General features: G+C 55.1%; 17 protein-coding genes, 1 tRNA gene and 1 other RNA gene. 12 read left to right on the top strand and 7 right to left on the bottom strand.

Translation table 11 applies throughout. The annotated features are described in order from the left end of the window. Positions 1 to 2: 2 nt before the first annotated feature. Positions 3 to 2,168: a TonB-dependent siderophore receptor gene (locus tag NR114_RS00095; RefSeq protein ID WP_256813844.1), complete on the bottom strand. Its 2,166-nt coding sequence runs from the start codon at positions 2,166 to 2,168 to the stop codon at positions 3 to 5. Between the two features lie 194 nt (positions 2,169 to 2,362). On the opposite strand from NR114_RS00095, the gene modE reads away from it, so the two are divergent. From modE to gpmA, 9 genes are all read left to right on the top strand, one after another. After that, entirely contained in the window at positions 2,363 to 3,154 is a 792-nt protein-coding gene (modE, locus tag NR114_RS00090) for a molybdenum-dependent transcriptional regulator (RefSeq protein ID WP_046374251.1), read from the top strand. A 90-nt stretch (positions 3,155 to 3,244) separates the two neighbouring features. Continuing rightward, positions 3,245 to 4,717 (top strand): molybdate ABC transporter ATP-binding protein ModF, encoded by a 1,473-nt coding sequence (modF, locus tag NR114_RS00085; RefSeq protein WP_048761185.1) that lies wholly within the window; start codon positions 3,245 to 3,247, stop codon positions 4,715 to 4,717. 131 nt (positions 4,718 to 4,848) lie between these two features. Further along, positions 4,849 to 5,421: a cysteine hydrolase family protein gene (locus NR114_RS00080; protein WP_130015920.1), complete on the top strand. Its 573-nt coding sequence runs from the start codon at positions 4,849 to 4,851 to the stop codon at positions 5,419 to 5,421. Between the two features lie 153 nt (positions 5,422 to 5,574). Then, positions 5,575 to 6,396 (top strand): CPBP family intramembrane glutamic endopeptidase, encoded by an 822-nt coding sequence (locus NR114_RS00075; protein ID WP_234529452.1) that lies wholly within the window; start codon positions 5,575 to 5,577, stop codon positions 6,394 to 6,396. Between the two features lie 286 nt (positions 6,397 to 6,682). Then, a complete protein-coding gene (galT, locus tag NR114_RS00070) occupies positions 6,683 to 7,735 on the top strand; it encodes a galactose-1-phosphate uridylyltransferase (protein WP_020825697.1) in 1,053 nt (350 codons plus the stop codon). Continuing rightward, complete coding sequence (galK, locus tag NR114_RS00065; protein ID WP_234529453.1) at positions 7,732 to 8,883, top strand: galactokinase; 1,152 nt, start codon at positions 7,732 to 7,734, stop codon at positions 8,881 to 8,883. Before galT ends, galK begins: the two co-directional genes overlap by 4 nt. Further along, on the top strand, positions 8,877 to 9,920 hold the full coding sequence (galM, locus tag NR114_RS00060) for a galactose-1-epimerase (protein ID WP_234529454.1): 1,044 nt from the start codon (positions 8,877 to 8,879) through the stop codon (positions 9,918 to 9,920). The genes galK and galM overlap by 7 nt, the downstream gene beginning before the upstream one ends. A gap of 196 nt (positions 9,921 to 10,116) precedes the next feature. Further along, entirely contained in the window at positions 10,117 to 10,455 is a 339-nt protein-coding gene (locus NR114_RS00055; protein WP_046374257.1) for a PsiF family protein, read from the top strand. Positions 10,456 to 10,668: 213 nt separating this feature from the next. Continuing rightward, positions 10,669 to 11,421: a 2,3-diphosphoglycerate-dependent phosphoglycerate mutase gene (gpmA, locus tag NR114_RS00050; protein WP_004941818.1), complete on the top strand. Its 753-nt coding sequence runs from the start codon at positions 10,669 to 10,671 to the stop codon at positions 11,419 to 11,421. 73 nt (positions 11,422 to 11,494) lie between these two features. Here the strand turns inward: gpmA and NR114_RS00045 are convergent, their stop codons facing one another. Together NR114_RS00045 and aroG are read right to left on the bottom strand one after the other, a co-directional pair. Next, positions 11,495 to 12,646 (bottom strand): YjgN family protein, encoded by a 1,152-nt coding sequence (locus NR114_RS00045; RefSeq protein ID WP_234529455.1) that lies wholly within the window; start codon positions 12,644 to 12,646, stop codon positions 11,495 to 11,497. 274 nt (positions 12,647 to 12,920) lie between these two features. After that, positions 12,921 to 13,973, bottom strand: coding sequence for a 3-deoxy-7-phosphoheptulonate synthase AroG (aroG, locus tag NR114_RS00040; protein WP_020825692.1), 1,053 nt, complete (start codon positions 13,971 to 13,973; stop codon positions 12,921 to 12,923). A gap of 206 nt (positions 13,974 to 14,179) precedes the next feature. Here aroG and NR114_RS00035 point away from each other — a divergent pair, with 206 nt between their 5' ends. From NR114_RS00035 to zitB, 3 genes are read left to right on the top strand one after another with little or no spacing between them, the layout of a single operon-like run. Further along, positions 14,180 to 14,785, top strand: a complete 606-nt coding sequence (locus NR114_RS00035; protein WP_020825691.1) for a response regulator transcription factor — start codon at positions 14,180 to 14,182, stop codon at positions 14,783 to 14,785. After that, the gene (locus tag NR114_RS00030) at positions 14,782 to 17,997 is read left to right on the top strand and encodes an ATP-binding protein (protein ID WP_256813843.1); all 3,216 of its coding nucleotides are present in this window, start codon (positions 14,782 to 14,784) and stop codon (positions 17,995 to 17,997) included. The genes NR114_RS00035 and NR114_RS00030 overlap by 4 nt, the downstream gene beginning before the upstream one ends. After that, positions 17,997 to 18,959, top strand: a complete 963-nt coding sequence (zitB, locus tag NR114_RS00025; RefSeq protein WP_046374259.1) for a CDF family zinc transporter ZitB — start codon at positions 17,997 to 17,999, stop codon at positions 18,957 to 18,959. Before NR114_RS00030 ends, zitB begins: the two co-directional genes overlap by 1 nt. 38 nt (positions 18,960 to 18,997) lie before the next feature. Here the strand turns inward: zitB and pnuC are convergent, their stop codons facing one another. The 4 genes from pnuC to NR114_RS00005 all read right to left on the bottom strand — a co-directional run bounded on the left by pnuC (position 18,998) and on the right by NR114_RS00005 (position 21,416). Next, positions 18,998 to 19,723, bottom strand: coding sequence for a nicotinamide riboside transporter PnuC (pnuC, locus tag NR114_RS00020; protein ID WP_046374260.1), 726 nt, complete (start codon positions 19,721 to 19,723; stop codon positions 18,998 to 19,000). Positions 19,724 to 19,744: 21 nt separating this feature from the next. Further along, positions 19,745 to 20,806: a quinolinate synthase NadA gene (gene nadA / locus NR114_RS00015; RefSeq protein WP_041415250.1), complete on the bottom strand. Its 1,062-nt coding sequence runs from the start codon at positions 20,804 to 20,806 to the stop codon at positions 19,745 to 19,747. Positions 20,807 to 21,151: 345 nt separating this feature from the next. Further along, positions 21,152 to 21,227: transfer RNA gene (locus tag NR114_RS00010), tRNA-Lys, on the bottom strand. Between the two features lie 57 nt (positions 21,228 to 21,284). Next, positions 21,285 to 21,416: non-coding RNA, RtT sRNA (locus NR114_RS00005), on the bottom strand. Positions 21,417 to 21,420: the final 4 nt, after the last annotated feature.

Raw genomic sequence — 21,420 nt, 5'->3', positions numbered from 1 at the left:
GATCAGAACCTCACCGAAATAAAGCTTTCATAGGTGCGTGATGGCGCAATCAGCACCTGATCCGGGTAAGTACGTTGATAGGCATACAACTGGTTGGTGACGTTTCTGATACGCACGCCCACACCCACGGTCCGGGTGATCTGATAGTCCGTCGCCAAATCGAGCGTGGTGTAGGACGGCATTTTACGCTGGTTGGCGTCGTCGTTATAACTGCTGCCCACGTAGCGCAGCGATGAGGTGAGCCCCCACTGTTCCGTCGGCATATAACGTGCCGTAAGGTTGGCGGTCCAGTCAGGGATGTAGGCCGGACGATTACCGTTATAGCTACGTAACGGGCTGCCGCCGCGGTACTCATCATAACGGGCGTGGGTGTAGGCCGCATTGGCGGCCAGCTCCCAGCGATCGCTGGGGCGCAACATCAGGCTTAATTCCACGCCGCGCGAGGTCTGCCGGCCAACGGCATTTAGCGTATCCGGCTGCTGCGCATTGGGCACAAACAGGTTGTCCTTGCGCAGTTCGTACAATGCCAGCGTGGCCTCTCCCTTGTTATCCCAAAACTGCCCCTTGGCGCCGACTTCCCATTGGCGTACCCGGGTGAGCGGCAGACCGGTTTGCGCCGGACTTAAAAAGAACAGGTCGTTGCCCGGCTCCTTGCCGGTAGTGTAGTTGGCGTAAATATTGATGTTATCGGTCAAGGCATAGCTGGGGCCAAGGCTCCAGACGCTGAAGACGTAGGTTTGCGCGGAGCGCTCTTCTTGCGGGCCCTGAAAATGCCAATCCATATCCATATGGTTGTAGCGCAACTGCCCCAGCAGCGTTAAACGTTCAGTCAGGCTGAAGCGGTCTTCCATAAAGGCGGCGTACTGGTTTTGCGTAACGTGGCGAACCGGAGAACGTTGGCTAGCGGTGCCCTGTGAAAAACTTTCTCTGATCGGTGCCTGCAGCGGAACCTCTTCGGAACCGGGGAAGCCGTTGGAGTAGTACTGAAAGCGACGTTTACTCAGATCAAGGCCGACAATAAACCGGTTATCGAAGCCGCCCAACGGCCGGTCGAACACCAGTGAACTGCGGTTGCCGATCAGGTCGTCATCGTGGGCCAGCGCCCCGAACGAATCGCGATTGACATAGCCGGGCTGGGTGGCCGCCGAGATGCGAAAGCGTTCCACATTGCGCCATTCGCGAAAGCCGCTGTAGTAGTAGAACTGGTTATGCAGCTCAATTTCAGGCGTGGTGAACCAATCCAGGCTGGCCTGAAACGACGTGGCATTACTCTGGATACGGCTGTCGGTCAGGTTGTTGTAGTTGATATCGCGCAGCTCGCGGGCGATGTTCCCTTCCACCAGCGGCGTGCCGTAGTAAGGGTTGTTGGTGCGATTGAGCATGCGATCCAGGCTTAACGTCAGCAGGGCATTATCAGACAGTTTAAACAGCAGCGTGCCGGATACCCGTTTCTGTTTGTCACGCTCATATTGCACATTGGTGCCGCTGTCGCTGCCGCTGACGTCCAGACGATAAGCTGCCACGTCGTCGACTAACGTCCCTCCCGCTCCCAGGTGCAGGCGCTGGCTGTTATAACTCGACAGGCCATAGTCGAACTCGATGGGCTGGCGGCTGAAGGTCGGCTGGCGCGAAAGCAGATTGACGCTGCCGCCGGCGGCGCTCAGGCCATTGAGCACCGATCCGGGGCCGCGCAACACTTCTACACTGCCGTAATGGGAAGGATCCGCTAGCTGAAGGGTGCTGCCCGGCGTTTCGACGCCGTTATACAGCCAAGACACCGGCCTGAAACCGCGAAGTGAAAAGTTATTGCTGAGCGTGGGGGAAGCCACGCCGGACATGCCGGGAGCACGCTCGACAACGGCGGCTAGCGATTTATCACCCCGCTGCTGGATAGCCTGTGCGCTGATAACATCAATACTGCGAGGGGTCTCCAGATTGGTCAGCCCCAGGCGCGAAGCCAACTGGGTGACGACCTCCAACGAGCCATAGGTGCTCTGGGGTTGGCTGGATGCCTGCACGGTTAAGCTGTCTTCGCAACGTGATGACTTTTCGGTTTTGTCGCAAGCGCCGACGGCCAGCGCGGCGTTCGGCAGGCTTAACAGCAAAGCGGTAATCAGGTAATAAGGTGGTTTTTTGGGCGTGACGAAACCCAGACGTGCAGCACTCATTTACAGCATCCCTTTGGTGAAATAAAAACCCGCCGTGGCCGGCATCAATCATTATATTTTTTGTTATGTTATAACATTTCAATTATTGAAGGCCAGTTTTATTGTTACCGAGCCCTGACTGTAGCCGACGCATCCTTTGGCGCTTTGCGGCTAAATCGGCGACAATAAGGCTTTTGCAGCCGACAGGACGCGTTATGCAGGCCGAAATTCTTCTTACCCTAAAACTTCAGCAGAAGCTGTTCGCCGACCCGCGCCGCATCGCGCTGCTTAAACAGGTCCGGCACACCGGTTCCATCAGCCAGGGCGCCAAACTGGCGGGCATCAGCTATAAAAGTGCCTGGGACGCGATTAACGAAATGAACCAGTTGGCGGAGCAGACGGTGGTGGAACGTGCCACCGGCGGCAAAGGCGGTGGCGGTGCGCAGGTGACTCGCTATGGTGAGAGGTTGATCCAGCTTTACGATCTGCTGGGGCAGATCCAACAAAAAGCCTTCGACGTGCTGCAACAGGACGAGTTGCCGCTCGATAGCCTGTTAGCGGCAATCTCGCGTTTCTCGCTGCAAACCAGCGCCCGCAACCAGTTCTTTGGCACCGTGATCGAACGCGATCACCAGCAGGTGCAGCAGCATCTGGATATTCTGCTTAACGACGGCAAAACCCGTCTCAGCGCGGCCATCACCCAACAGAGCGCCGATCGGCTGCAGCTCTCCCCCGGAAAGGAAGTGCTGGCGCTGATTAAAGCCCCCTGGGTGAAACTGAATACCGATCCGGCCCTGGTCGGGGCAGCGGACAACGCATTGGCGGGCGTGGTCGCCAGCATTCAACCGGGTGCCGATCACAGCGAGGTGCTGGTCACGCTGACGGGCGGTGAAACCCTGTGCGCCACCGTGGCCAACCCAGAGCTGCAGCAGCTTAAACTGCGAACCGGCAGCCAGGTTCACGCCTTGTTTAACGCCGATCGGGTGATTGTCGCCACGTTGTGCTAAACGCAACGTAACGTTGCATTTTTGCCGATTGACATCGCTCCGCAATGCGCCTATTTCTAAACAAAATAATTGCATAAAAAGGAACAGGTGATGTCGTCGTTGCACATTTCGCAAGGTTCATTTCGCTTAAGCGATACCCGTACCCTGACGCTGGAAGCGCTGGAGATTCAGGCCGGCGACAGCTGGGCCTTTGTCGGCGCCAACGGCAGCGGCAAATCCGCCCTGGCACGCGCACTGGCCGATGAACTGGTGTTGCTCAACGGCGAGCGCCACAGCGATTTCAAGCATGCGGTGCGCATCTCCTTCGAACAGTTGCAAAAGCTGGTCAGCGACGAATGGCAACGTAACAATACCGACCTGCTCAGCCCGGGCGAGGAAGATACCGGACGCACCGCAGCGGAAATCATTCAGGAAGAGGTCAAAGACCCCACGCGCTGTGCGCAGCTGGCGGAGCAGTTCGGCATTACCTCGCTGTTGTCACGTCGCTTTAAATACCTTTCTACCGGCGAAACGCGCAAAACCCTGCTGTGTCGGGCGCTGATGCCACAACCCGATTTACTGATCCTGGATGAACCCTTCGACGGGCTGGACGTGAATTCACGCGCTCAGTTGGCTACGCTGTTGAATGACCTCTCCGGGCATGGCTATACCCTGGTGCTGGTGCTCAATCGCTTTGACGAAGTGCCGGACTTTATCCGTAACGTGGGCGTGCTTGCCGATTGCACCCTGGCAAGCCAGGGGACGCGCCGGCAGGTGATGGCGGAAGCGCTGGTAGCGCAACTGGCGCACAGCGAGAATCTGGATGGCCTGGCGCTGCCGGAAACCGAAGATCCGGCGCAGAAAACCACGCTGCCGGCGGATCAACCGTTAATTATCCTGCGCGACGGGAGGGTCAGCTACAACGATCGACCTATTCTCAATCACCTCGACTGGCAGGTTAATCCCGGCGAACACTGGCAGATCGTCGGCCCGAACGGTGCCGGTAAATCGACGCTGCTCAGCCTGATCACCGGCGATCACCCTCAGGGGTACAGTAACGATCTTACCCTGTTCGGCCGGCGGCGCGGCAGCGGGGAAACCATCTGGGATATCAAACGCCATATCGGCTACGTCAGCAGCAGTCTGCATCTGGATTACCGCGTCAGCGCCAGCGTGCGCAACGTGATCCTGTCCGGTTTTTTCGATTCGATCGGCATTTACCAGGCGGTATCCGATCGCCAACGGCAATTGGCTGACCAGTGGCTGGCGTTGCTGGGGCTGGGCGGGGCAAACGGCGAGGCCCCCTTCCACAGCCTTTCCTGGGGCCAGCAACGGTTAGCGCTGATCGCCCGCGCACTGGTCAAACACCCGGCGCTGTTGATCCTCGATGAACCGCTGCAGGGGCTGGATCCGCTCAATCGCCAGTTGGTCCGTCGCTTTGTCGACGTGTTGATCGGCCAGGGATCGACCCAACTGCTGTTTGTCTCCCACCATGCGGAAGACGCGCCGCAAAGTATTACCCACCGCCTGAGCTTTGTCCCTGACGGCGACGGCTACCGTTATCAGTTGGATACGCTGATCTGAAATCCTCGATAATCCGCGCGGATGGGTAGCCCCGCTACTCATCCGATGACATATCCGGCAACACTTCCTCTGCAACACATCACATTTGGCCTTTTATCATAAGGAGTAAAGGATCCGCTTCTGGAGACACCATGTCCGCCGCACTGATTATTATCGATCTTATCGACGATCTGATTGGCCCCAAAGGGCGTGCGAATCATTGCCGTGAGCAGGTGTTGGCACAAGACCTGATTGCCAACACCAACGCCGCCGCGGCTTACGCCCGGGTACGTAAAATTCCTGTGATTTGGGTGCGCGTCGGTTTTGCCGACGATTATCACGACATTCCCGCTCACTCTCCGCTGTTTAGCCACCTGAAACAGATTGGCGCACTGCGTCTGAGCAGCCCCGGCTGCCAATGGGATAAGGATTTGCAGGTGCTGCCAACGGATATTCAGTTCGAAAAGCACGGCGTTGGCGCCTTTGCCGGTAACAATTTGTTAGCCTGGTTGCAGCAGCATCGCTGCCATCATTTGCTGCTGGGCGGAGTCAGTACCCCACTGGCGATCGAAAGCACAGCTAGACAGGCGCACGACGCCGGTTTTCAGGTGACCGTCTTGCAGGACTTATGCGCCGCACCGACGCAGGAAATCCACCAGCAGAGTCTGGATATCCTGCAGAACCTGGCGGAAATCACCCGTTCGCAAGCCTGGATGAAGGGTTAACAGCACTATTTCACCCACTGCACCGACCTTTATCGTCATTTCGCTGTGCTACTATCCGGCATAGTGCCCAACTCACCGATCATTCGCACACCGATAAAGCAATGATTGCCTTCGGTAATGGGTACCGTGTGCATATTTTAAAGGGACATAGTTATGTGGGGCGTACTGGCTTCTTCGTTATTCTTTTTGCCATTTAACCGGCTTATTGCCTGTTTGATTCTGGCCGCATCGGCGGGGATGGGCATGTACCACGCGGTACTCACCCCGCTCAGCCTGACTTGCTTATTAGGCATTGCCGCCCTCGCAGGGCTGCGACACCATTTTCGGACACGGCGTAATCTGGTTGTTCCGCTCGAAGTGTTAGTGGTTTTAAGCTGTGTGGCGCTATTTCTGCACCTGGTGCCGGGGATCAATAACCAATTGATGATCGACGGCGATAAAGCAGGCCCCTTAAGCGCCCCTTTCACCATGTATTACAACTTTGACAAGGCGATAGTGCCCTTCCTGTTGTTCGCCTGTCTGCCAACGCTGTTTAAACGCGATAAACCTGAAAAAAGCGTAGGTACATCGGCCTGGGCGGCGCTGGTTATCAGCGTTCCGGCCTTGCTGTTGCTGGCGGTGGCGCTCGGTGGCCTGAAGATTGAGCTGCATGCACCAGCCTGGATCCTGCCGTTTATCATGGCCAACCTGTTCTTTGTCTGCATGGCTGAAGAAGCGCTGTTCCGCGGTTATCTGCAGCAACGGCTGAGCCAATGGTTGGGGGCCTGGCCGGCATTGATTATTGCCGCGCTGATTTTTGGCGCCGCGCATCTGGCCGGTGGCATGCTGATGGTCATTTTCGCCACGCTTGCCGGGTTGATTTACGGCCTGGCATGGATGTGGAGTGGCCGCTTGTGGGTGCCGATTTTATTCCACTTCGGACTTAATCTGACCCATCTGCTGCTGTTCACTTATCCGCTGTACCAGCATTCCTGATCGCCATAACCGGCAGGTAAACGCCTGCCGGTTACCAGTGTGAAAACGCTATCACTCCCAGCCCGATGCCAACTTTTTCAGCTTTCCCCCTCCTACACTGCCAGCGGTTTTCTCACTTGCATCACGCAGTGTAAACGATTCCATTTTTCGCTCTGGATCACCTTTTTCCCCCGTGGGACGTGCTATCTTTTTGCTCATAGTTATCCATTTGTATGAGTCAAGGGTAGGTTAGCGGCAGATGAAAGCGATTACACCGCGCCGCATCGCCCCAGAAAAAGGAACCACCATGACGGATTTTAACCCCGTAGATCATCCCCATCGCCGCTACAACCCGCTGACCGGCCAATGGGTATTAGTCTCGCCACACCGTGCCAAACGGCCGTGGCAAGGCCAGCAGGAGTCAACACAGCAGGAAACGTTGCCGCAGCACGATCCCGACTGTTTCCTCTGCCCAGGCAACACCCGTGTTACCGGCGATAAAAACCCGAACTATCAGGACACCTACGTATTCACCAACGACTTTGCCGCGCTGATGACGGATACCCCGCTGGCACCGGAAAGTCAGGATCCGTTGATGCGCTGCCAGAGCGCCCGTGGCACCAGCCGGGTGATTTGTTTCTCGCCCGATCACAGCAAAACCCTGCCGGAACTGCCGCTGCAAGCGCTGGAACGAGTGATTGCCACCTGGCAGGAACAGACCGCCGATCTGGGACGCAGCTATCCGTGGGTGCAGGTTTTTGAAAACAAAGGCGCCGCGATGGGCTGCTCTAATCCGCATCCGCATGGACAGGTTTGGGCCAACAGCTTCTTGCCGAACGAAGTCGAGCATGAGGACCGACTGCAACGCGAGTATTTCCAACGGCACCACTCCGCGATGTTGACGGATTACGTCCAGCGCGAACAGGCTGACGGCAGCCGTACGGTGGTGGAAACCGAACACTGGCTGGCCGTGGTGCCCTACTGGGCGGCCTGGCCGTTTGAAACGCTGCTGTTGCCGAAGAGTTCGGTGCAGCGCATTACCGACCTCAGCGCCGAACAGAGCCGTGACCTGGCCGTGGCGCTGAAAAAACTGACCAGTCGTTACGACAACCTGTTCCAGTGCTCCTTCCCCTACTCCATGGGCTGGCACGGAGCCCCGTTTAACGACGCAGATAACCGCCATTGGCAACTACACGCCCACTTCTATCCGCCGCTGCTTCGTTCCGCCACGGTGCGTAAATTTATGGTGGGTTACGAGATGCTGGCAGAAACCCAGCGCGATTTGACTGCAGAACAGGCCGCAGAACGTCTGCGTGCCGTTAGCGATGTTCATTACCGTGAAGCCGGAGCCCAACAATGAGTTTAAAGAACCTTACCCACACCCTTTTTACCGAACGTTTTGGCTACGCGCCCGCACTGACTATCCAGGCCCCGGGCCGGGTGAACTTGATCGGCGAGCATACCGACTATAACGACGGTTTTGTGCTGCCGTGCGCCATCGATTACCAGACGGTGATCGCCTGCGCCAAACGAGACGACCGTCAGATCCGGGTGATCGCCGCCGATTACGACGCCGAGCAGGATCTGTTTTCGCTCGACGAACCGATCGTCAGCCATCCAACCCAACGCTGGTCCGATTACGTACGCGGCGTGATCAAACACCTGCAGCAACGCAACAGCGATTTTTGCGGTGCAGACCTGGTGATTTCCGGTAATGTGCCGCAAGGTGCTGGCCTCAGTTCTTCCGCCTCTTTGGAAGTCGCCGTTGGTCAGGCCATGCAGGCACTGTATGCCCTGCCGCTGGATGGCGTAGCGCTGGCCCTCAATGGTCAAGAAGCAGAGAACCAGTTTGTCGGCTGTAACTGCGGGATTATGGATCAACTGATTTCCGCGCTCGGCGAACGGGATCATGCTTTGCTGATCGACTGCCGAACGCTGGAAACCCGCGCAGTATCGGTGCCGGAAGATATCGCGGTGGTGATCATCAATTCCAATGTGAAACGCGGTCTGGTAGACAGCGAATACAACACCCGCCGCAAGCAGTGTGAGGAAGCCGCGCGCTTCTTCGGTGTCAAAGCGCTGCGCGATGTCAGCCCGGATCTGTTTTTCCCGATCCAGCATGAGCTGGACCCGATCGTCGCCAAACGAGCGCGTCATGTGATCAGCGAAAACGATCGTACACTGGCTGCTGCCGATGCGCTGGCCGCCGGAGATATGAAGCTGATGGGCAAACTGATGGCGGAGTCGCACGCCTCGATGCGCGATGATTTTGAAATTACCGTGCCGCCGATCGACCGGCTGGTAGAGATCGTCAAAGCCGTTATCGGCGACCGCGGCGGCGTGCGCATGACCGGCGGCGGTTTTGGCGGCTGTATCGTGGCGCTAATGCCACAGGCGCTGGTCGAGCCGGTCCGCGAGGCAGTAGCACGCGAATACCCGCTGCAGACCCATGGGCTGAAAGAAACCTTTTACGTCTGTAAGGCATCAGAGGGGGCCGGCAGATGCTGAGCGACAGTCAAACGTTGGCCCCTGACGGCCAGCCCTACCAATTGACCCAGTTGAAAAACGCTGGCGGAATGACGGTAACGCTGATGGATTGGGGCGCCACCTGGCTCTCCGCAGTATTGCCGCTGAAATCGGGCAAAACGCGCGAGTTGCTGCTGGGGTGTCGTACTCCAGCGGACTACCTGAATCAAGCGGCCTACCTGGGCGCTACCGTCGGGCGCTACGCCAACCGCATCGCGCACGCCAACCTGCAGATTGATGGCAAACCGCATCCGCTGGTCGCCAATCAGGGAGAACACCAACTGCACGGTGGGCCGGAAGGCTTTAATGCCCGCCGCTGGCGCATTACCCAACAGGATCAGCAGCAGGTGAGCTACGCCTTGCATTCGCCAGAGGGTGACCAGGGTTTTCCCGGCAATCTCGACGTTCAGGTCAACTATCGACTCACTGCCGACAATCGACTGGAAATCAGCTATCAGGCGCGGACCGACAGCGCCTGTCCGGTCAATTTAACCAACCACGCCTACTTCAACCTCGACGGGGCCGGAACCGACGCCCGCCATCAGCGGCTACAGCTGTTTGCCGACCGCTATCTGCCGGTCGACAGCGAAGGCATCCCCTGTGCCGATCTAACCCCGGTGGCAGACAGCGGCATGGACTTCCGCCAACCAAAAACGCTGCTGCAGGATTTTTTGAGCGATCGCTGTCAACAGCGGGTAAAAGGCTACGATCATGCCTTTTTGCTGCATCGTACCTGTGGCGCATTGGACTGCCCGGCGGCCCATCTTTGGTCGGCTGATGGCCAGGTACAAATGAGCGTCTTCACCAGTGCGCCGGCGTTGCAGCTCTACAGCGGCAACTATCTGGGCGGAACGCCGGCACGTGAAGGCGGCAGCTATGCCAATTACGCCGGCGTGGCGCTGGAAAGCGAGTTTTTGCCGGACAGCCCGAACCACCCGGAATGGCCGCAGCCCAACTGTTGGCTGCAGCCGGGGCAACAATACCTGAGCGCCACCCATTATCAGTTTTATCCTATCTGACCCGCTACGCCCCTTGCCACGCGGCGAGGGGCCGTTTGTTATAAATGCTTACCTTTTTACCCCGCTGCCGCGCCGAGGGCTGCCTTTCCTTATTCCAAAGTGCGCACTAGAATCAGGCTACGGTGATAAGCACAACACCTTGTGCAACGTCACAATTTTCGGCCACCCCGGCCGGCCAATAGCTGAAGGAACACCTATGCGTCTGATTACTGCACTTCCATTACTGGCGGGTTTACTGCTGAGCACCAATCTGATGGCTGCCGAGACCGCAGCAAAAACGCCATCACCGGCACAGGCCGCGCAGCAGAAACGCATGACCGATTGTAATCAACAGGCCACCAGCAAAACGCTGAAAGGCGCAGATCGCTCTACCTTCATGAGCACCTGCCTGAAATCCGAAGGCACCGCTGCGACCAAAACGCTGACTCCGCAGCAGCAGAAAATGAAAACCTGTAACGCCGACGCCAAGACCAAAAACCTGAAGGGTGACGAGCGCAAAACCTTTATGAGCAATTGCCTGAAAAAAGCAGCCTGATTGCCCTTCCCCACGGCACGGCCGAATCTCCCTTCGCCGTGCCGCACTCCCTGTCTGCACCAGCCTGATCGATTCAGCTTTTCCTCAGAACAGCACTTACTTTGCGGCAAGAAATTGGCTATGGTTAAACACTATCGATTGCCGAGCCCCCGGCCGCGGCAATATAATGATTTTCGTTATCATTGAAATGTCAGATTATTAAGGAGTTAAGCTATGGCTGTAACTAAGCTGGTTCTGGTGCGTCACGGCGAAAGCCAGTGGAACAACGAAAACCGCTTCACCGGTTGGTATGATGTTGATTTGTCCGACAAAGGCCGCACCGAAGCGAAAGCCGCAGGCAAACTGTTGAAAGACGAAGGTTTCTCTTTTGACTTTGCTTACACCTCCGTACTGAAGCGCGCTATCCACACCCTGTGGAACATTCTGGACGAACTGGATCAGGCCTGGCTGCCGACTGAGAAATCCTGGAAACTGAACGAACGCCACTACGGCGCGCTGCAGGGTCTGAACAAGGCTGAAACCGCAGAAAAATACGGTGACGAGCAGGTTAAGCAATGGCGTCGCGGCTTCGCCGTTACTCCACCAGAGCTGACCAAAGATGACGAACGTTACCCGGGCCACGATCCGCGTTATTCCGCGCTGACCGAGAAAGAGCTGCCGCTGACCGAGAGTCTGGCGCTGACCATCGATCGCGTGATCCCTTACTGGGACGAAGAAATTCTGCCACGCATCAAAAGCGGCGAGCGCGTTATCGTTGCTGCACACGGCAACTCCCTGCGTGCGCTGGTGAAATACCTGGATAACCTGAGCGAAGACGAGATCCTCGAGCTGAACATCCCAACCGGCGTGCCGTTGGTGTATGAATTTGACGAGAACTTCAAGCCAATCAAACGTTACTACCTGGGCAATGCCGACGAGATCGCTGCTAAAGCGGCCGCCGTGGCAAACCAGGGTAAAGCGAAGTAATTTTCGCCGCATGATCTAAAAAGCCCCCGGTTTTGGCCGGGGGCTTTTATCGTTTAGCGTAACGATTTATCTGTTATACCATTGCGACAACTTCAACCTCTGCACTGTTCTCTGTCATCTGGTGAGTTGCCGTATCCAGCGTTGAGAGATCCCCTTCGACTGCTGTACAGTTCGCCATATATCGGGCAAATCTGACTTTCGCCACAGGGAAAGCAAAGCCTAAGGTGAGTACAGTCATAAGGCTATTACTCAGTATCAACCACATATATGGGAACATTTTCACAGAAGAGTGAAACCTGATATTCGTATTCAACGTCATTTGATTATAAAGATAATTTCGCTGAGCCACGGTATAGTAACTATTGGCAATCAGGATACCGAACAGTAATACAAACATATTCAAAAGTAGAATACCGCCATTATCCTGCAGCAAGGACAATACATCAAATACCCTCCCCAATACCACCGTCTGATACAGGGAAATATAAAATGTTCTGCCAAGCACGAGCGAACTAATCAAAAATAATATGATAATTGACCAACTAACAAGATAAATTTTTATAAAGGATAACTTCTTCAATTTAACGACGAACGGGCTATGACCAAAGTACATGTTTTTTACGTACAGATCATATTGCATCGCACAAAGTATACCGTTGATCAGCGCCAACGCTGGCACTATCAAAATAACAACTGTCAGTAGCATAATGGCATATCCAAAGATACTACTGATACCGGCTAACACCGCCAGTGCGGTATAAACGCCAGCACCCAGTAGGGCTGGGCACAGCATTAAAACCCAATATGTACGCAAAACACGACAAGTGTAATTAAATCGGACGCCGCGATAGCTTGACATGACGGCATTGTAACGCCAATTATGAATAATTCCCCAAGGAATCAACGCCATCAATAACAGCAATACTGCTAATCCCTGCTTTGGTGCCATTTTTAAAAGAAAGAATAAAATGACGATACCGGCAACCACCAATAATCTGCCGATGAGAATTTGCAATGGCTGTGCGTGATAATCAAATTTTTCGCCATCCAGCTCCATATGATTATAAAAATAGCGATGTTCGCGCACCGTTGCCCAGGCAGAATACACGCCCAGTGTTATCGTTATTAAGAAAATATTAGTTAACCAAATAAAAAAGTATTCGCTACTTTTACCAGTGAATTTCATACGATGCAGCCCTTGCAGCTGCGACTTGTTTTCAGCCATGACCCTTTCATCCTGAAGGTAATAAATAACGTTCCATGTCCCCTCACAAATAAAGGGAACAGCTTAACGGAATATAGAAAGCGTGCTATGTAATCATAGTTTTCAGATGACAGCAAACATTTTATTCTTAAAAGCGTCATAAGTAATAAATAAAAAACATAAATATCATTTTTTAAAATGATTTAAATTTTAAAATACAAAATATTTATATATTTTTAGTTAAATAGATAAAAAAAGGGCCACCTTTTTAGGCGGCCCTATAAATATCGGTTTATCAACCGCGGCGCGCTTTCACCGCTGTTGCCAACTCGCGCAGCACGGTTTCGGTGTCTTCCCAACCGATGCAGGCGTCGGTGACGCTCTTGCCATAAACCAGCGGATCACCGCTTTCCAGGTTTTGGTTGCCTTCCACCAGATGGCTTTCAATCATCACGCCCATAATCGCCTTTTCGCCGCCGGCAATCTGCTTGCAAACGTCAGCATTCACTTCCAGCTGCTTTTTGAATTGCTTGCTGCTGTTGGCATGGCTGAAATCGATCATCACCTGCGCTGGCAGACCTGCTTTGACCAGGCCTTCTTTGACTTCTTTCACATGTGCCGCGCTGTAGTTCGGCTCTTTGCCGCCGCGCAGAATAATGTGGCAATCACCGTTACCGCTGGTGTTCACAATGGCTGAATGGCCCCATTTGGTCACCGACAGGAAACAGTGCGGTGCGCTGGCAGCATTGATGGCGTCAATAGCAACCTTGATGGTGCCGTCGGTACCGTTCTTGAAGCCAACCGGGCAAGACAGGCCGGAAGAGAGCTCGCGATGCACCTGAGATTCAGTGGTACGAGCGCCGATCGCGCCCCAGCTCATCAGATCTGCCAGATACTGCGGGGTGATCATGTCGAGGAATTCGCCCGCCGCCGGCAAACCGGTATCGTTAATATCCAGCAGCAGCTTACGGGCCAGACGCAGACCGTCGTTGATCTGGAAGCTGTTATCCATTTGCGGATCGTTGATCAACCCTTTCCAGCCCACGGTGGTACGCGGCTTTTCAAAATAAACCCGCATCACCACTTCCAGCTCGCCGCTCAGTTCCTGACGCAGCGACAGCAGGCGACCGGCATACTCTTTCGCCGCTTTGGTATCGTGGATTGAACAAGGACCAATCACCACCAGCAGGCGATCGTCACTGCCGCGAAGGATCTGATGAATGGCACTGCGTGCCTTTGACACCGTCTCTGCTGCACGTTCAGTAGCCGGAAACTTCTCTAACAGGGCCACCGGTGGCAGGAGTTCCTTAATTTCTTTAATGCGTAAATCGTCGTTTTGGTAATTCATAACTTTTCCATTCGGTATCGAGAGGCGGTATTTCGCAGAGCATAGATCCAACCAATTTAGCCTGTGCGGATAACGCTGTAAATCACCTTTGCCACCTGCCGAATGAACCTCTAAATTAACAGTGGATTGTGCTGTTTCATCAGGGGAGCGCAGTGGCTCCTTTTTCGTTATGCTAACGGCCAGGATACTGTTACTCGAGCCAAGCCATGCCCTCTTTGTTATTAGTTGATGACCACCCGGTGGTTCATGTCGCACTGGAAGCGGCGCTAATCAAGTCATCCCGCCGCTTTCACCTGCAGGCGGTGCAAGACGACGTTCAGGCAATGGCCCAATTGGCCACGGCCGACTTTGCGCTGGTGATCCTCGATATCGGTCTGCCACAGGTGGACGGTTTGCAATTATTGAAAAAAATCCGCCGCCACTATCCGCAGCAACCGATCCTGATCTATACCGCACAGGAAGAAGATATCTACGCCCGTATGGCCTATTCGGCCGGCGCCAACGGATTTGTGCACAAGGGCAGCCGCCTTGAAGAACTGGTGCTGGCGATTGAAACCGTACTGGATGGAAGCTTGAGCTTTCCCGCCACCGCCATGACCGAGGAGGCGCTACCGGCAGAAGGCACACTGCTGACGCCAAAAGAACTGCAGGTGCTCGGGCTGCTCAGCAAAGGCTTGTCCAATCTGCAAATCGCCGAGATGCTGAACATCAGCAACAAAACCGTCAGTACCCACAAGAAGAATATTCTACGTAAGACCGGCGCCAGTAATCTGTTGGAGCTGGTGGCGGTGTTTAAAGAGTTGGCGCCATGATGCGTGCGCTCTTGCTGCTGGTAACGATGTTGCTGTGCGTCGGCAGCTTGGCGCACGCGGCGCAGCCGGTACGTTATCAATTGGTCAGCAATCTGAATATCCCGCCCGACCTGCTGATTGCCAGCGAGAAAAACCCCTGGCGCGACACGACGCTGCGCATCGGTATCATCAGTGAAAATACCAGCCCTTATAACATTATTGTGGATGACGACCTGTACGGTCTGAATGCCGACTACCTGGGCTATGTTCAGCAGGTCACCGGCATCCACTTTCAGATCTACGGCTTCTCCTATCTGGCGAAACTTGAGCAAGCGCTGCATGACGGGACTGTCGATCTGGTGTACGGCATTCCACAAAACGAAGCGCTACACGGCTTGAAAATTTCTCAGCCTTATTACGTCAGTAACCTGCGCGTACTGCGGGATCGCAGCAACGATCGCAAAGTGATGCTCAACTCCGCCAATGCCCGGGTGGCGATCAGCACCCTGACCGATATGCAGGCCGGCAATGCGCTAAAGACGGTGTCGTCCCACGTACAACGCTATGACAACAACCTTCAGGCGGTGTATGCCCTGCTCAATGGCAGCAGCGACTACTTTATTGCCGATGAAGCCAGCGCCAGCTTTATTATCGACCAGCTGCAGCTCGGCCAGCTTTATCAGATCGAAAGTACCCTCAACCTCGGCAACCTGTCGTTCGTATTTGCCGCCGCCAACCCGGCGCTGATCGAGACCCTCAACGTGGCCATCGCCGACACCCCGATGGAGTTGATGAATGCCATCCAAAGTCGCTGGAGTAAAAAGATCCCCAGCTATCTCGATACCGGCAACGCCGATCTGACGCAGATGGAGAAAAGCTGGGTGAAGACTCACCCCACCGTCTATTACGCCGCCATCGAGAATAACTTCCCCTTCGCTTACCGCGGTTCCGGTGGGCAAGCGCGCGGTTATGCCATCGACATTTTGAATATCATTGCGCAAAACACCGGGTTGCGCTTTGTTCCGCTGTGGGCGCGCAATGCCGAACAGGCCGATCAATTGGTGCAATCCGGCCAGGCCAGCTTTCGCACCGCGTTGCCATTGGCGCGTGGGGTTAAAGCGCGCTACAGCGCAAGTATGCCCATCCACCGTTCGCTGTGGGGGGTGTATGTTGGCCAACACGACAACGGGATTTCCACCTGGAGCGATCTGGCCGGTAAACGCATCGGCGTACTGCAAGGCGATCTGGCACAAGGCCTGGTGCCTGCCAACGAAGAACAGATCCGTTTTGCCGACAGTAAGGCCATGTATGACGCTCTGGCTAATGGCCAGTTGGATGCGCTGGTGGATAATGTGATTTCGGCAAACTTTGTCGCTTTGTCTCGTTACTCCGGGGCGATAAAGTTGGCGTTCGCCGCCAATAATATTGCCTACCCGGTAGCGTTCGGCGTGCGGCAGGATCAGCCATTACTGTTGGCTATCCTCGATAAAAACCTGATGCAGATCCCGTCGGAAACGCTGCAATCACTGCGCGATGAGTGGATTGTCGATCGTAGCAACCTGATTGACGCCGTGAATGAAAACCGTATGCAGCCGCAAACCACCTGGCTGCTGGCGCTGCTGGCTGCGGCGATCCTGTTGCTGTTGGGGCTGACCCTGCGCCGGTTTATCCTGCAGAGACGGGATAAGCGCGAACGGGAAGTGCTTGAACAGGCTCGTCGGCATGCGGAAGCCGAAAACCGAATGAAGAGTAAATTCCTGGCTACCGTCAGCCATGAATTGCGCACTCCGATGCACGCCATTCTTGGTTTGTTGGAACTGGAGCTGAAACGTCAGCCAACGCCCGAGGGGCTGCCGGTGATCTACAGCTCGGCATCATCGTTGCTCAACCTGCTCAATGACTTGCAAGATCATGCCCGGCTGGCCACCGGCTCGTTAACCTTAGCGCCCAAGGCCGTAGCCCTGCACCCTTGGGTGGCCCACATTAGCGCCCTGTACCGACCGCTGATTGGCGAACGCCCGGTGACGCTAAACGTGAGTGCGGCCGACAACCTGCCCGCAGCCGTTCTTATTGATGGTGAGCGTTTACTTCAGGTCGCTAACAATCTGATAAATAATGCGATTAAGTTCACCCCGCGCGGCAGTATTCAGGTCAGCATCGGCTGGCGTGAGCAGTCTGCACAGCAGGGAGAACTGTCGCTGACGGTGACCGACAGCGGGTGTGGCATCGCCGCCGATGAGATTGGCAAACTGTTCCAGCCGTTTTACCGCGCGCGTGGTGCACAGCGTGTATCCGTACAGGGAACAGGATTAGGGCTGTCTATTTGCAAGGAAATTATCGAACAAATGGGCGGACGGATTGAGTTGCACTCGCGTCTCGGCGTCGGCACTGAGGTTTCCCTGTCGGTACCGGTCACCGAGGTTGCTCTTGACTCGGCGACACAGCAAACCGATAAGCCGCTCAACCTGCCGCCGCCGAGTTTGCGCGTGGCGCTGATTGACGATCATCCCACCAATCTCCTGCTGATGGAACGACAGTTGCGCCACTTCGGTCTGCAGCCGACGCTGTTCGAGCAGGGTTATCCGCTGCTGAAAGCCCACCGTCGGCAGCCGTTTGATCTGCTGTTCATTGATTACAATATGCCGCGCCCGGATGGCCTGACGCTAGCGAGGCTGATACGCCGCGACGAGCAACGCCATCGACGTCCGGCTTGCCAAATTATCCTCTGCTCGGCGGACGTGCAGGAATTTACCCGTATCCCGCCGGAGCTGGTGGCTATAGATCGCTTTTTAACCAAGCCCATCTCGCTGGACGCACTCGCCCAAGCGTTGCCACAGCAACCCCAGGTGCTGGAGCAGCAGTTAGTCCTTACTGACCTTCAGCAGTCCCTGACCGATATGGCCGGTAATGACCGACCGATGATCCAACGTTTGGCGACAACGCTGCTGACAACCCTGCAGCAAGACCGACAGCGGCTCGCGCTAGCGGCACAAAACGAGGACTGGCTACAGCTTGGGCAAGCCGCGCATCGCATTAAGGGTAGCCTGTTGATGTTGCAACTGCCGGCAGCGGCCAGCCTGTGCCAACAATTGGTGGAAAGCGGTCGTGAAGGAACATTGCTTCAGGATGCCTATACTGAACTAAGTACGTTAGTGGAACAGATACTGATAGAACTGGATGATCTGGTCAGCGCTAACGAGTCGTATATTGCTATGCATCATAAGGATGAATAATGTCGGATAGCCCGCACGTACACCTACCGAAAGACAGTAATAGTAAACGCCTACTGACCGCTTTTTTAGTCACTGCGGTATTCATGATCGCCGAAGTGATCGGTGGGTTAATTTCAGGGTCCCTGGCGCTGCTGGCCGATGCCGGCCATATGCTCACCGATGCGGCGGCGCTGCTGGTGGCATTGATGGCGGTGCACTTCTCGCAGCGTAAGCCCAATGCACGCCATACCTTCGGTTATCTGCGCTTGACGACACTGGCGGCTTTCCTCAACGCCGCCGCGCTGTTGGTGATCGTGGTATTCATACTGTGGGAGGCGATACGGCGTTTCTTCGAACCACAGCCGGTGATGGGTACCCCAATGCTGATTATCGCCATAGCGGGGTTGCTGGCTAACCTGTTCGCCTTCTGGCTGTTGCACCGCGGCAGCGAAGAGAAGAACATCAACGTGCGGGCCGCGGCATTGCACGTATTGGGGGATTTACTGGGGTCGGTGGGTGCCATTGCCGCGGCGATTGTGATCCTGACCACCGGCTGGACGCCGATCGACCCGATATTGTCGGTACTGGTATCCTGCCTGGTGATACGCAGTGCCTGGCGGCTGCTGAAGGAGAGCTTCCACGAGCTGCTGGAAGGTACGCCACAGGAAGTGGATATCGCCAAACTGCAAAAAGACCTGTGCCTGAATATTCCGGAAGTACGCAATATCCACCACGTCCACGTCTGGCAGATTGGTGAACAGAAGCTGATGACGCTGCATGCGCAGGTGATACCGCCGAATGACCATGATGGCTTGCTGCGCCGCATTCAGGGTTATCTGTTGGAACACTACCGGATTGGCCACGTGACCATTCAAATGGAATACCAGCATTGTGATACGCCCGACTGCGGAATTAATCGGGCTCCCGAGCCGAGTGACCACTCACATTCCGGCTCGCATTCCCATCTGGGGCACCATCATTAAAACACTCGGGGCGCCTTATAGGGCGCCCCGGCGATATTTTAGGGTGCGGAAGACAAAGGCCGCGAGTGGTTGTTCCCGGCGCTTTTGATCCACAGCCAGGAACCGTTCAGCGCAATCAGCGTCAGGATCACGTATTCCAGCGCCATGGCGTAAACGCCCTGATAGGCAAAAATCGCTACGCTGATCACGTCAATCACCACCCACAGCAACCAGTTTTCCACGTACTTGCGCGTCATCAGAATCATCGCGACGATCGACAGCACCATCATCGCCGAATCCCAGAACGGGAAGGCGTCCGGTTGCAGCTCAGGCATTTGCACGCTGAGGCCCAAGCCCTGCATTACCGTCACCGCAACCTGCGTCAACCAGGCGAAAACGCGGTCGATATTAAAGGTCATCAGTGCAATACCGATCACGCATACCGCCGCCCAGCCCAATGCCTTCGGCAGCGGTAACCAACGAATCTTCAGCTCGGCCTGATTATCCTGCGTCTGGCGACTCCAGGCGTACCAGCCGTAGATATTGGCAACAAAGAAGAAAAGCTGCAGCAGCAGGCTGGCATAAAGCTGGATTTGGAAGAAAATCACCGCGAACAGCGTGACGTTAATCAGGCCGAACAGGTAATTGATGATTTTCTCTTTGCTGGCATACCAGATACACAACAAACCAAACAGGGTGCCGATCGCCTCAATCCATGACAGATCATAACCCCCCGCGCCCAGCGGGATATGCACCAAGATATTGCTGGTACTGAAAAAGCTCATTTTATTATCCTTATTAAACGGTTAAGCGTTCCCTTTTACCTGCATTTTTAATTGGGCAGCAAAATCCAACATCCGGTTCAGCGGGATTAACGCCTTTTGACGTAACGCCGCATCCACGTGGATCTCATGCAGTGCACCGCCCTGCTCCAGCCCGTCGGCAATCGCCTTCAGGCCGTTCATCGCCATCCATGGGCAGTGCGCACAGCTGCGACAGGTGGCGCCTTCACCGGCGGTCGGTGCTTCAAAAAGCTCCTTGTCCGGGCAGGCCTGTTGCATCTTATAAAAAATACCGCGATCGGTGGCGACAATCAGTTGCGGATTAGGCAAAGTTTTCGCCGCCTGTATCAATTGGCTGGTTGAGCCTACCGCATCGGCCAGATCAACCACCGCCTGTGGCGACTCAGGGTGCACCAGTATCGCCGCGTCAGGGTATAAGGCCTTCATGCGCATCAGTGCCTGGGTTTTAAACTCGTCATGGACGATACAGGCCCCCTGCCAACACAATACGTCGGCGCCCGTCTGCTTTTGCACGTAGTTGCCCAGGTGACGGTCCGGGGCCCAGATGATTTTCTCGCCCAGGCTGTCGAGGTGCTCAATCAGTTCAACGGCGATACTGGAGGTAACTACCCAGTCCGCGCGAGCTTTTACCGCCGCCGAGGTATTAGCGTAGACCACCACGGTGCGATCGGGGTGGCTGTCGCAAAATGCATGGAATTCTTCTTCCGGACAGCCAAGATCCAGCGAGCATTCTGCGTGCAACGTCGGCATCAGCACCTGTTTTTCCGGGCTGAGGATTTTGGCGGTTTCGCCCATAAAGCGCACGCCGGCGACCAATAAGGTCGAAGCCGGGTGATTACTGCCAAAGCGCGCCATTTCCAGCGAGTCCGCCACACAGCCGCCGGTTTCCTCCGCCAGCGCCTGGATCTCAGGATCGGTATAGTAATGGGCCACCATCACCGCATTACGCTGCTTGAGCAGGGTTTTAATCTTCTCACGATAAAACGCCTTCTGCGCGACGTCTAACGGCACGGGTTTGGGCGGGAACGGGTACACCGCCGCATTAACATCAAACATTTCACTCATCGCTGCAATCTCTGTGCTAGGCTGGGTGTCTGCTGCCCGGGTATTACCCATCGCAACCCCCTTCGTTTTATATACTAAACAAAATACCTAAAATTGAGCGAAAAGTCCGCTGATATTTTCAATATCACGCCGATGAAGTTTAATGGATTGAATTTTTGATCAAAGAGCGAGATCTGCAGGGGGAAAGTGCTTTCGTGATAGAGAGAATGGAGTGCGCATGCCAACAAAAATGGCGGAGGGTGGAACGTACCGGAGATTTCCTCGAATCTGAACGCAGCTTCTCACCGACACGATTCGTGCTATATGAATTTTAATTCTGGGGAAGTACTGAGGGACTATGAGAGATGGTGGGTCGTGCAGGATTCGAACCTGCGACCAATTGATTAAAAGTCAACTGCTCTACCAACTGAGCTAACGACCCACTGGTGTGGTTTACTGCTGAACTGCTCTAAACTTAATTTCTAACCATTCGTAAGAATGGTAAGTCGTGCAGGATTGATTCGGCCTCTGGCCTCAGCCTGCGGGCAACGCTGCGCGTTGTCGTCTCGCTTCGCTCGGCTCGAACCTGCGACCAATTGATTAAAAGTCAACTGCTCTACCAACTGAGCTAACGA

The organism is Serratia sp. Ser99 (genome assembly GCF_024519545.1).
In the GTDB taxonomy this organism is placed as follows: Bacteria; Pseudomonadota; Gammaproteobacteria; order Enterobacterales; family Enterobacteriaceae; genus Serratia; species Serratia liquefaciens.
The sequence above is the reverse complement of the archived record's forward strand: the minus strand, read 5'-3'. Positions and strand labels throughout refer to the sequence as shown.

What these genes read in the sequence shown, in the direction of transcription:
- gpmA (WP_004941818.1), top strand. Translation starts at nt 10,669, where the DNA reads ATGGCTGTAACTAAGCTGGTTCTGGTGCGTCACGGCGAAAGCCAGTGG.
- NR114_RS00035 (WP_020825691.1), top strand. Translation starts at nt 14,180, where the DNA reads ATGCCCTCTTTGTTATTAGTTGATGACCACCCGGTGGTTCATGTCGCA.
- NR114_RS00080 (WP_130015920.1), top strand. Translation starts at nt 4,849, where the DNA reads ATGTCCGCCGCACTGATTATTATCGATCTTATCGACGATCTGATTGGC.
- modE (WP_046374251.1), top strand. Translation starts at nt 2,363, where the DNA reads ATGCAGGCCGAAATTCTTCTTACCCTAAAACTTCAGCAGAAGCTGTTC.
- galM (WP_234529454.1), top strand. Translation starts at nt 8,877, where the DNA reads ATGCTGAGCGACAGTCAAACGTTGGCCCCTGACGGCCAGCCCTACCAA.
- galK (WP_234529453.1), top strand. Translation starts at nt 7,732, where the DNA reads ATGAGTTTAAAGAACCTTACCCACACCCTTTTTACCGAACGTTTTGGC.
- NR114_RS00045 (WP_234529455.1), bottom strand. Translation starts at nt 12,646, where the DNA reads ATGGCTGAAAACAAGTCGCAGCTGCAAGGGCTGCATCGTATGAAATTC.
- zitB (WP_046374259.1), top strand. Translation starts at nt 17,997, where the DNA reads ATGTCGGATAGCCCGCACGTACACCTACCGAAAGACAGTAATAGTAAA.
- galT (WP_020825697.1), top strand. Translation starts at nt 6,683, where the DNA reads ATGACGGATTTTAACCCCGTAGATCATCCCCATCGCCGCTACAACCCG.
- NR114_RS00030 (WP_256813843.1), top strand. Translation starts at nt 14,782, where the DNA reads ATGATGCGTGCGCTCTTGCTGCTGGTAACGATGTTGCTGTGCGTCGGC.
- aroG (WP_020825692.1), bottom strand. Translation starts at nt 13,973, where the DNA reads ATGAATTACCAAAACGACGATTTACGCATTAAAGAAATTAAGGAACTC.
- NR114_RS00055 (WP_046374257.1), top strand. Translation starts at nt 10,117, where the DNA reads ATGCGTCTGATTACTGCACTTCCATTACTGGCGGGTTTACTGCTGAGC.
- nadA (WP_041415250.1), bottom strand. Translation starts at nt 20,806, where the DNA reads ATGAGTGAAATGTTTGATGTTAATGCGGCGGTGTACCCGTTCCCGCCC.
- NR114_RS00075 (WP_234529452.1), top strand. Translation starts at nt 5,575, where the DNA reads ATGTGGGGCGTACTGGCTTCTTCGTTATTCTTTTTGCCATTTAACCGG.
- NR114_RS00095 (WP_256813844.1), bottom strand. Translation starts at nt 2,168, where the DNA reads ATGAGTGCTGCACGTCTGGGTTTCGTCACGCCCAAAAAACCACCTTAT.
- modF (WP_048761185.1), top strand. Translation starts at nt 3,245, where the DNA reads ATGTCGTCGTTGCACATTTCGCAAGGTTCATTTCGCTTAAGCGATACC.
- pnuC (WP_046374260.1), bottom strand. Translation starts at nt 19,723, where the DNA reads ATGAGCTTTTTCAGTACCAGCAATATCTTGGTGCATATCCCGCTGGGC.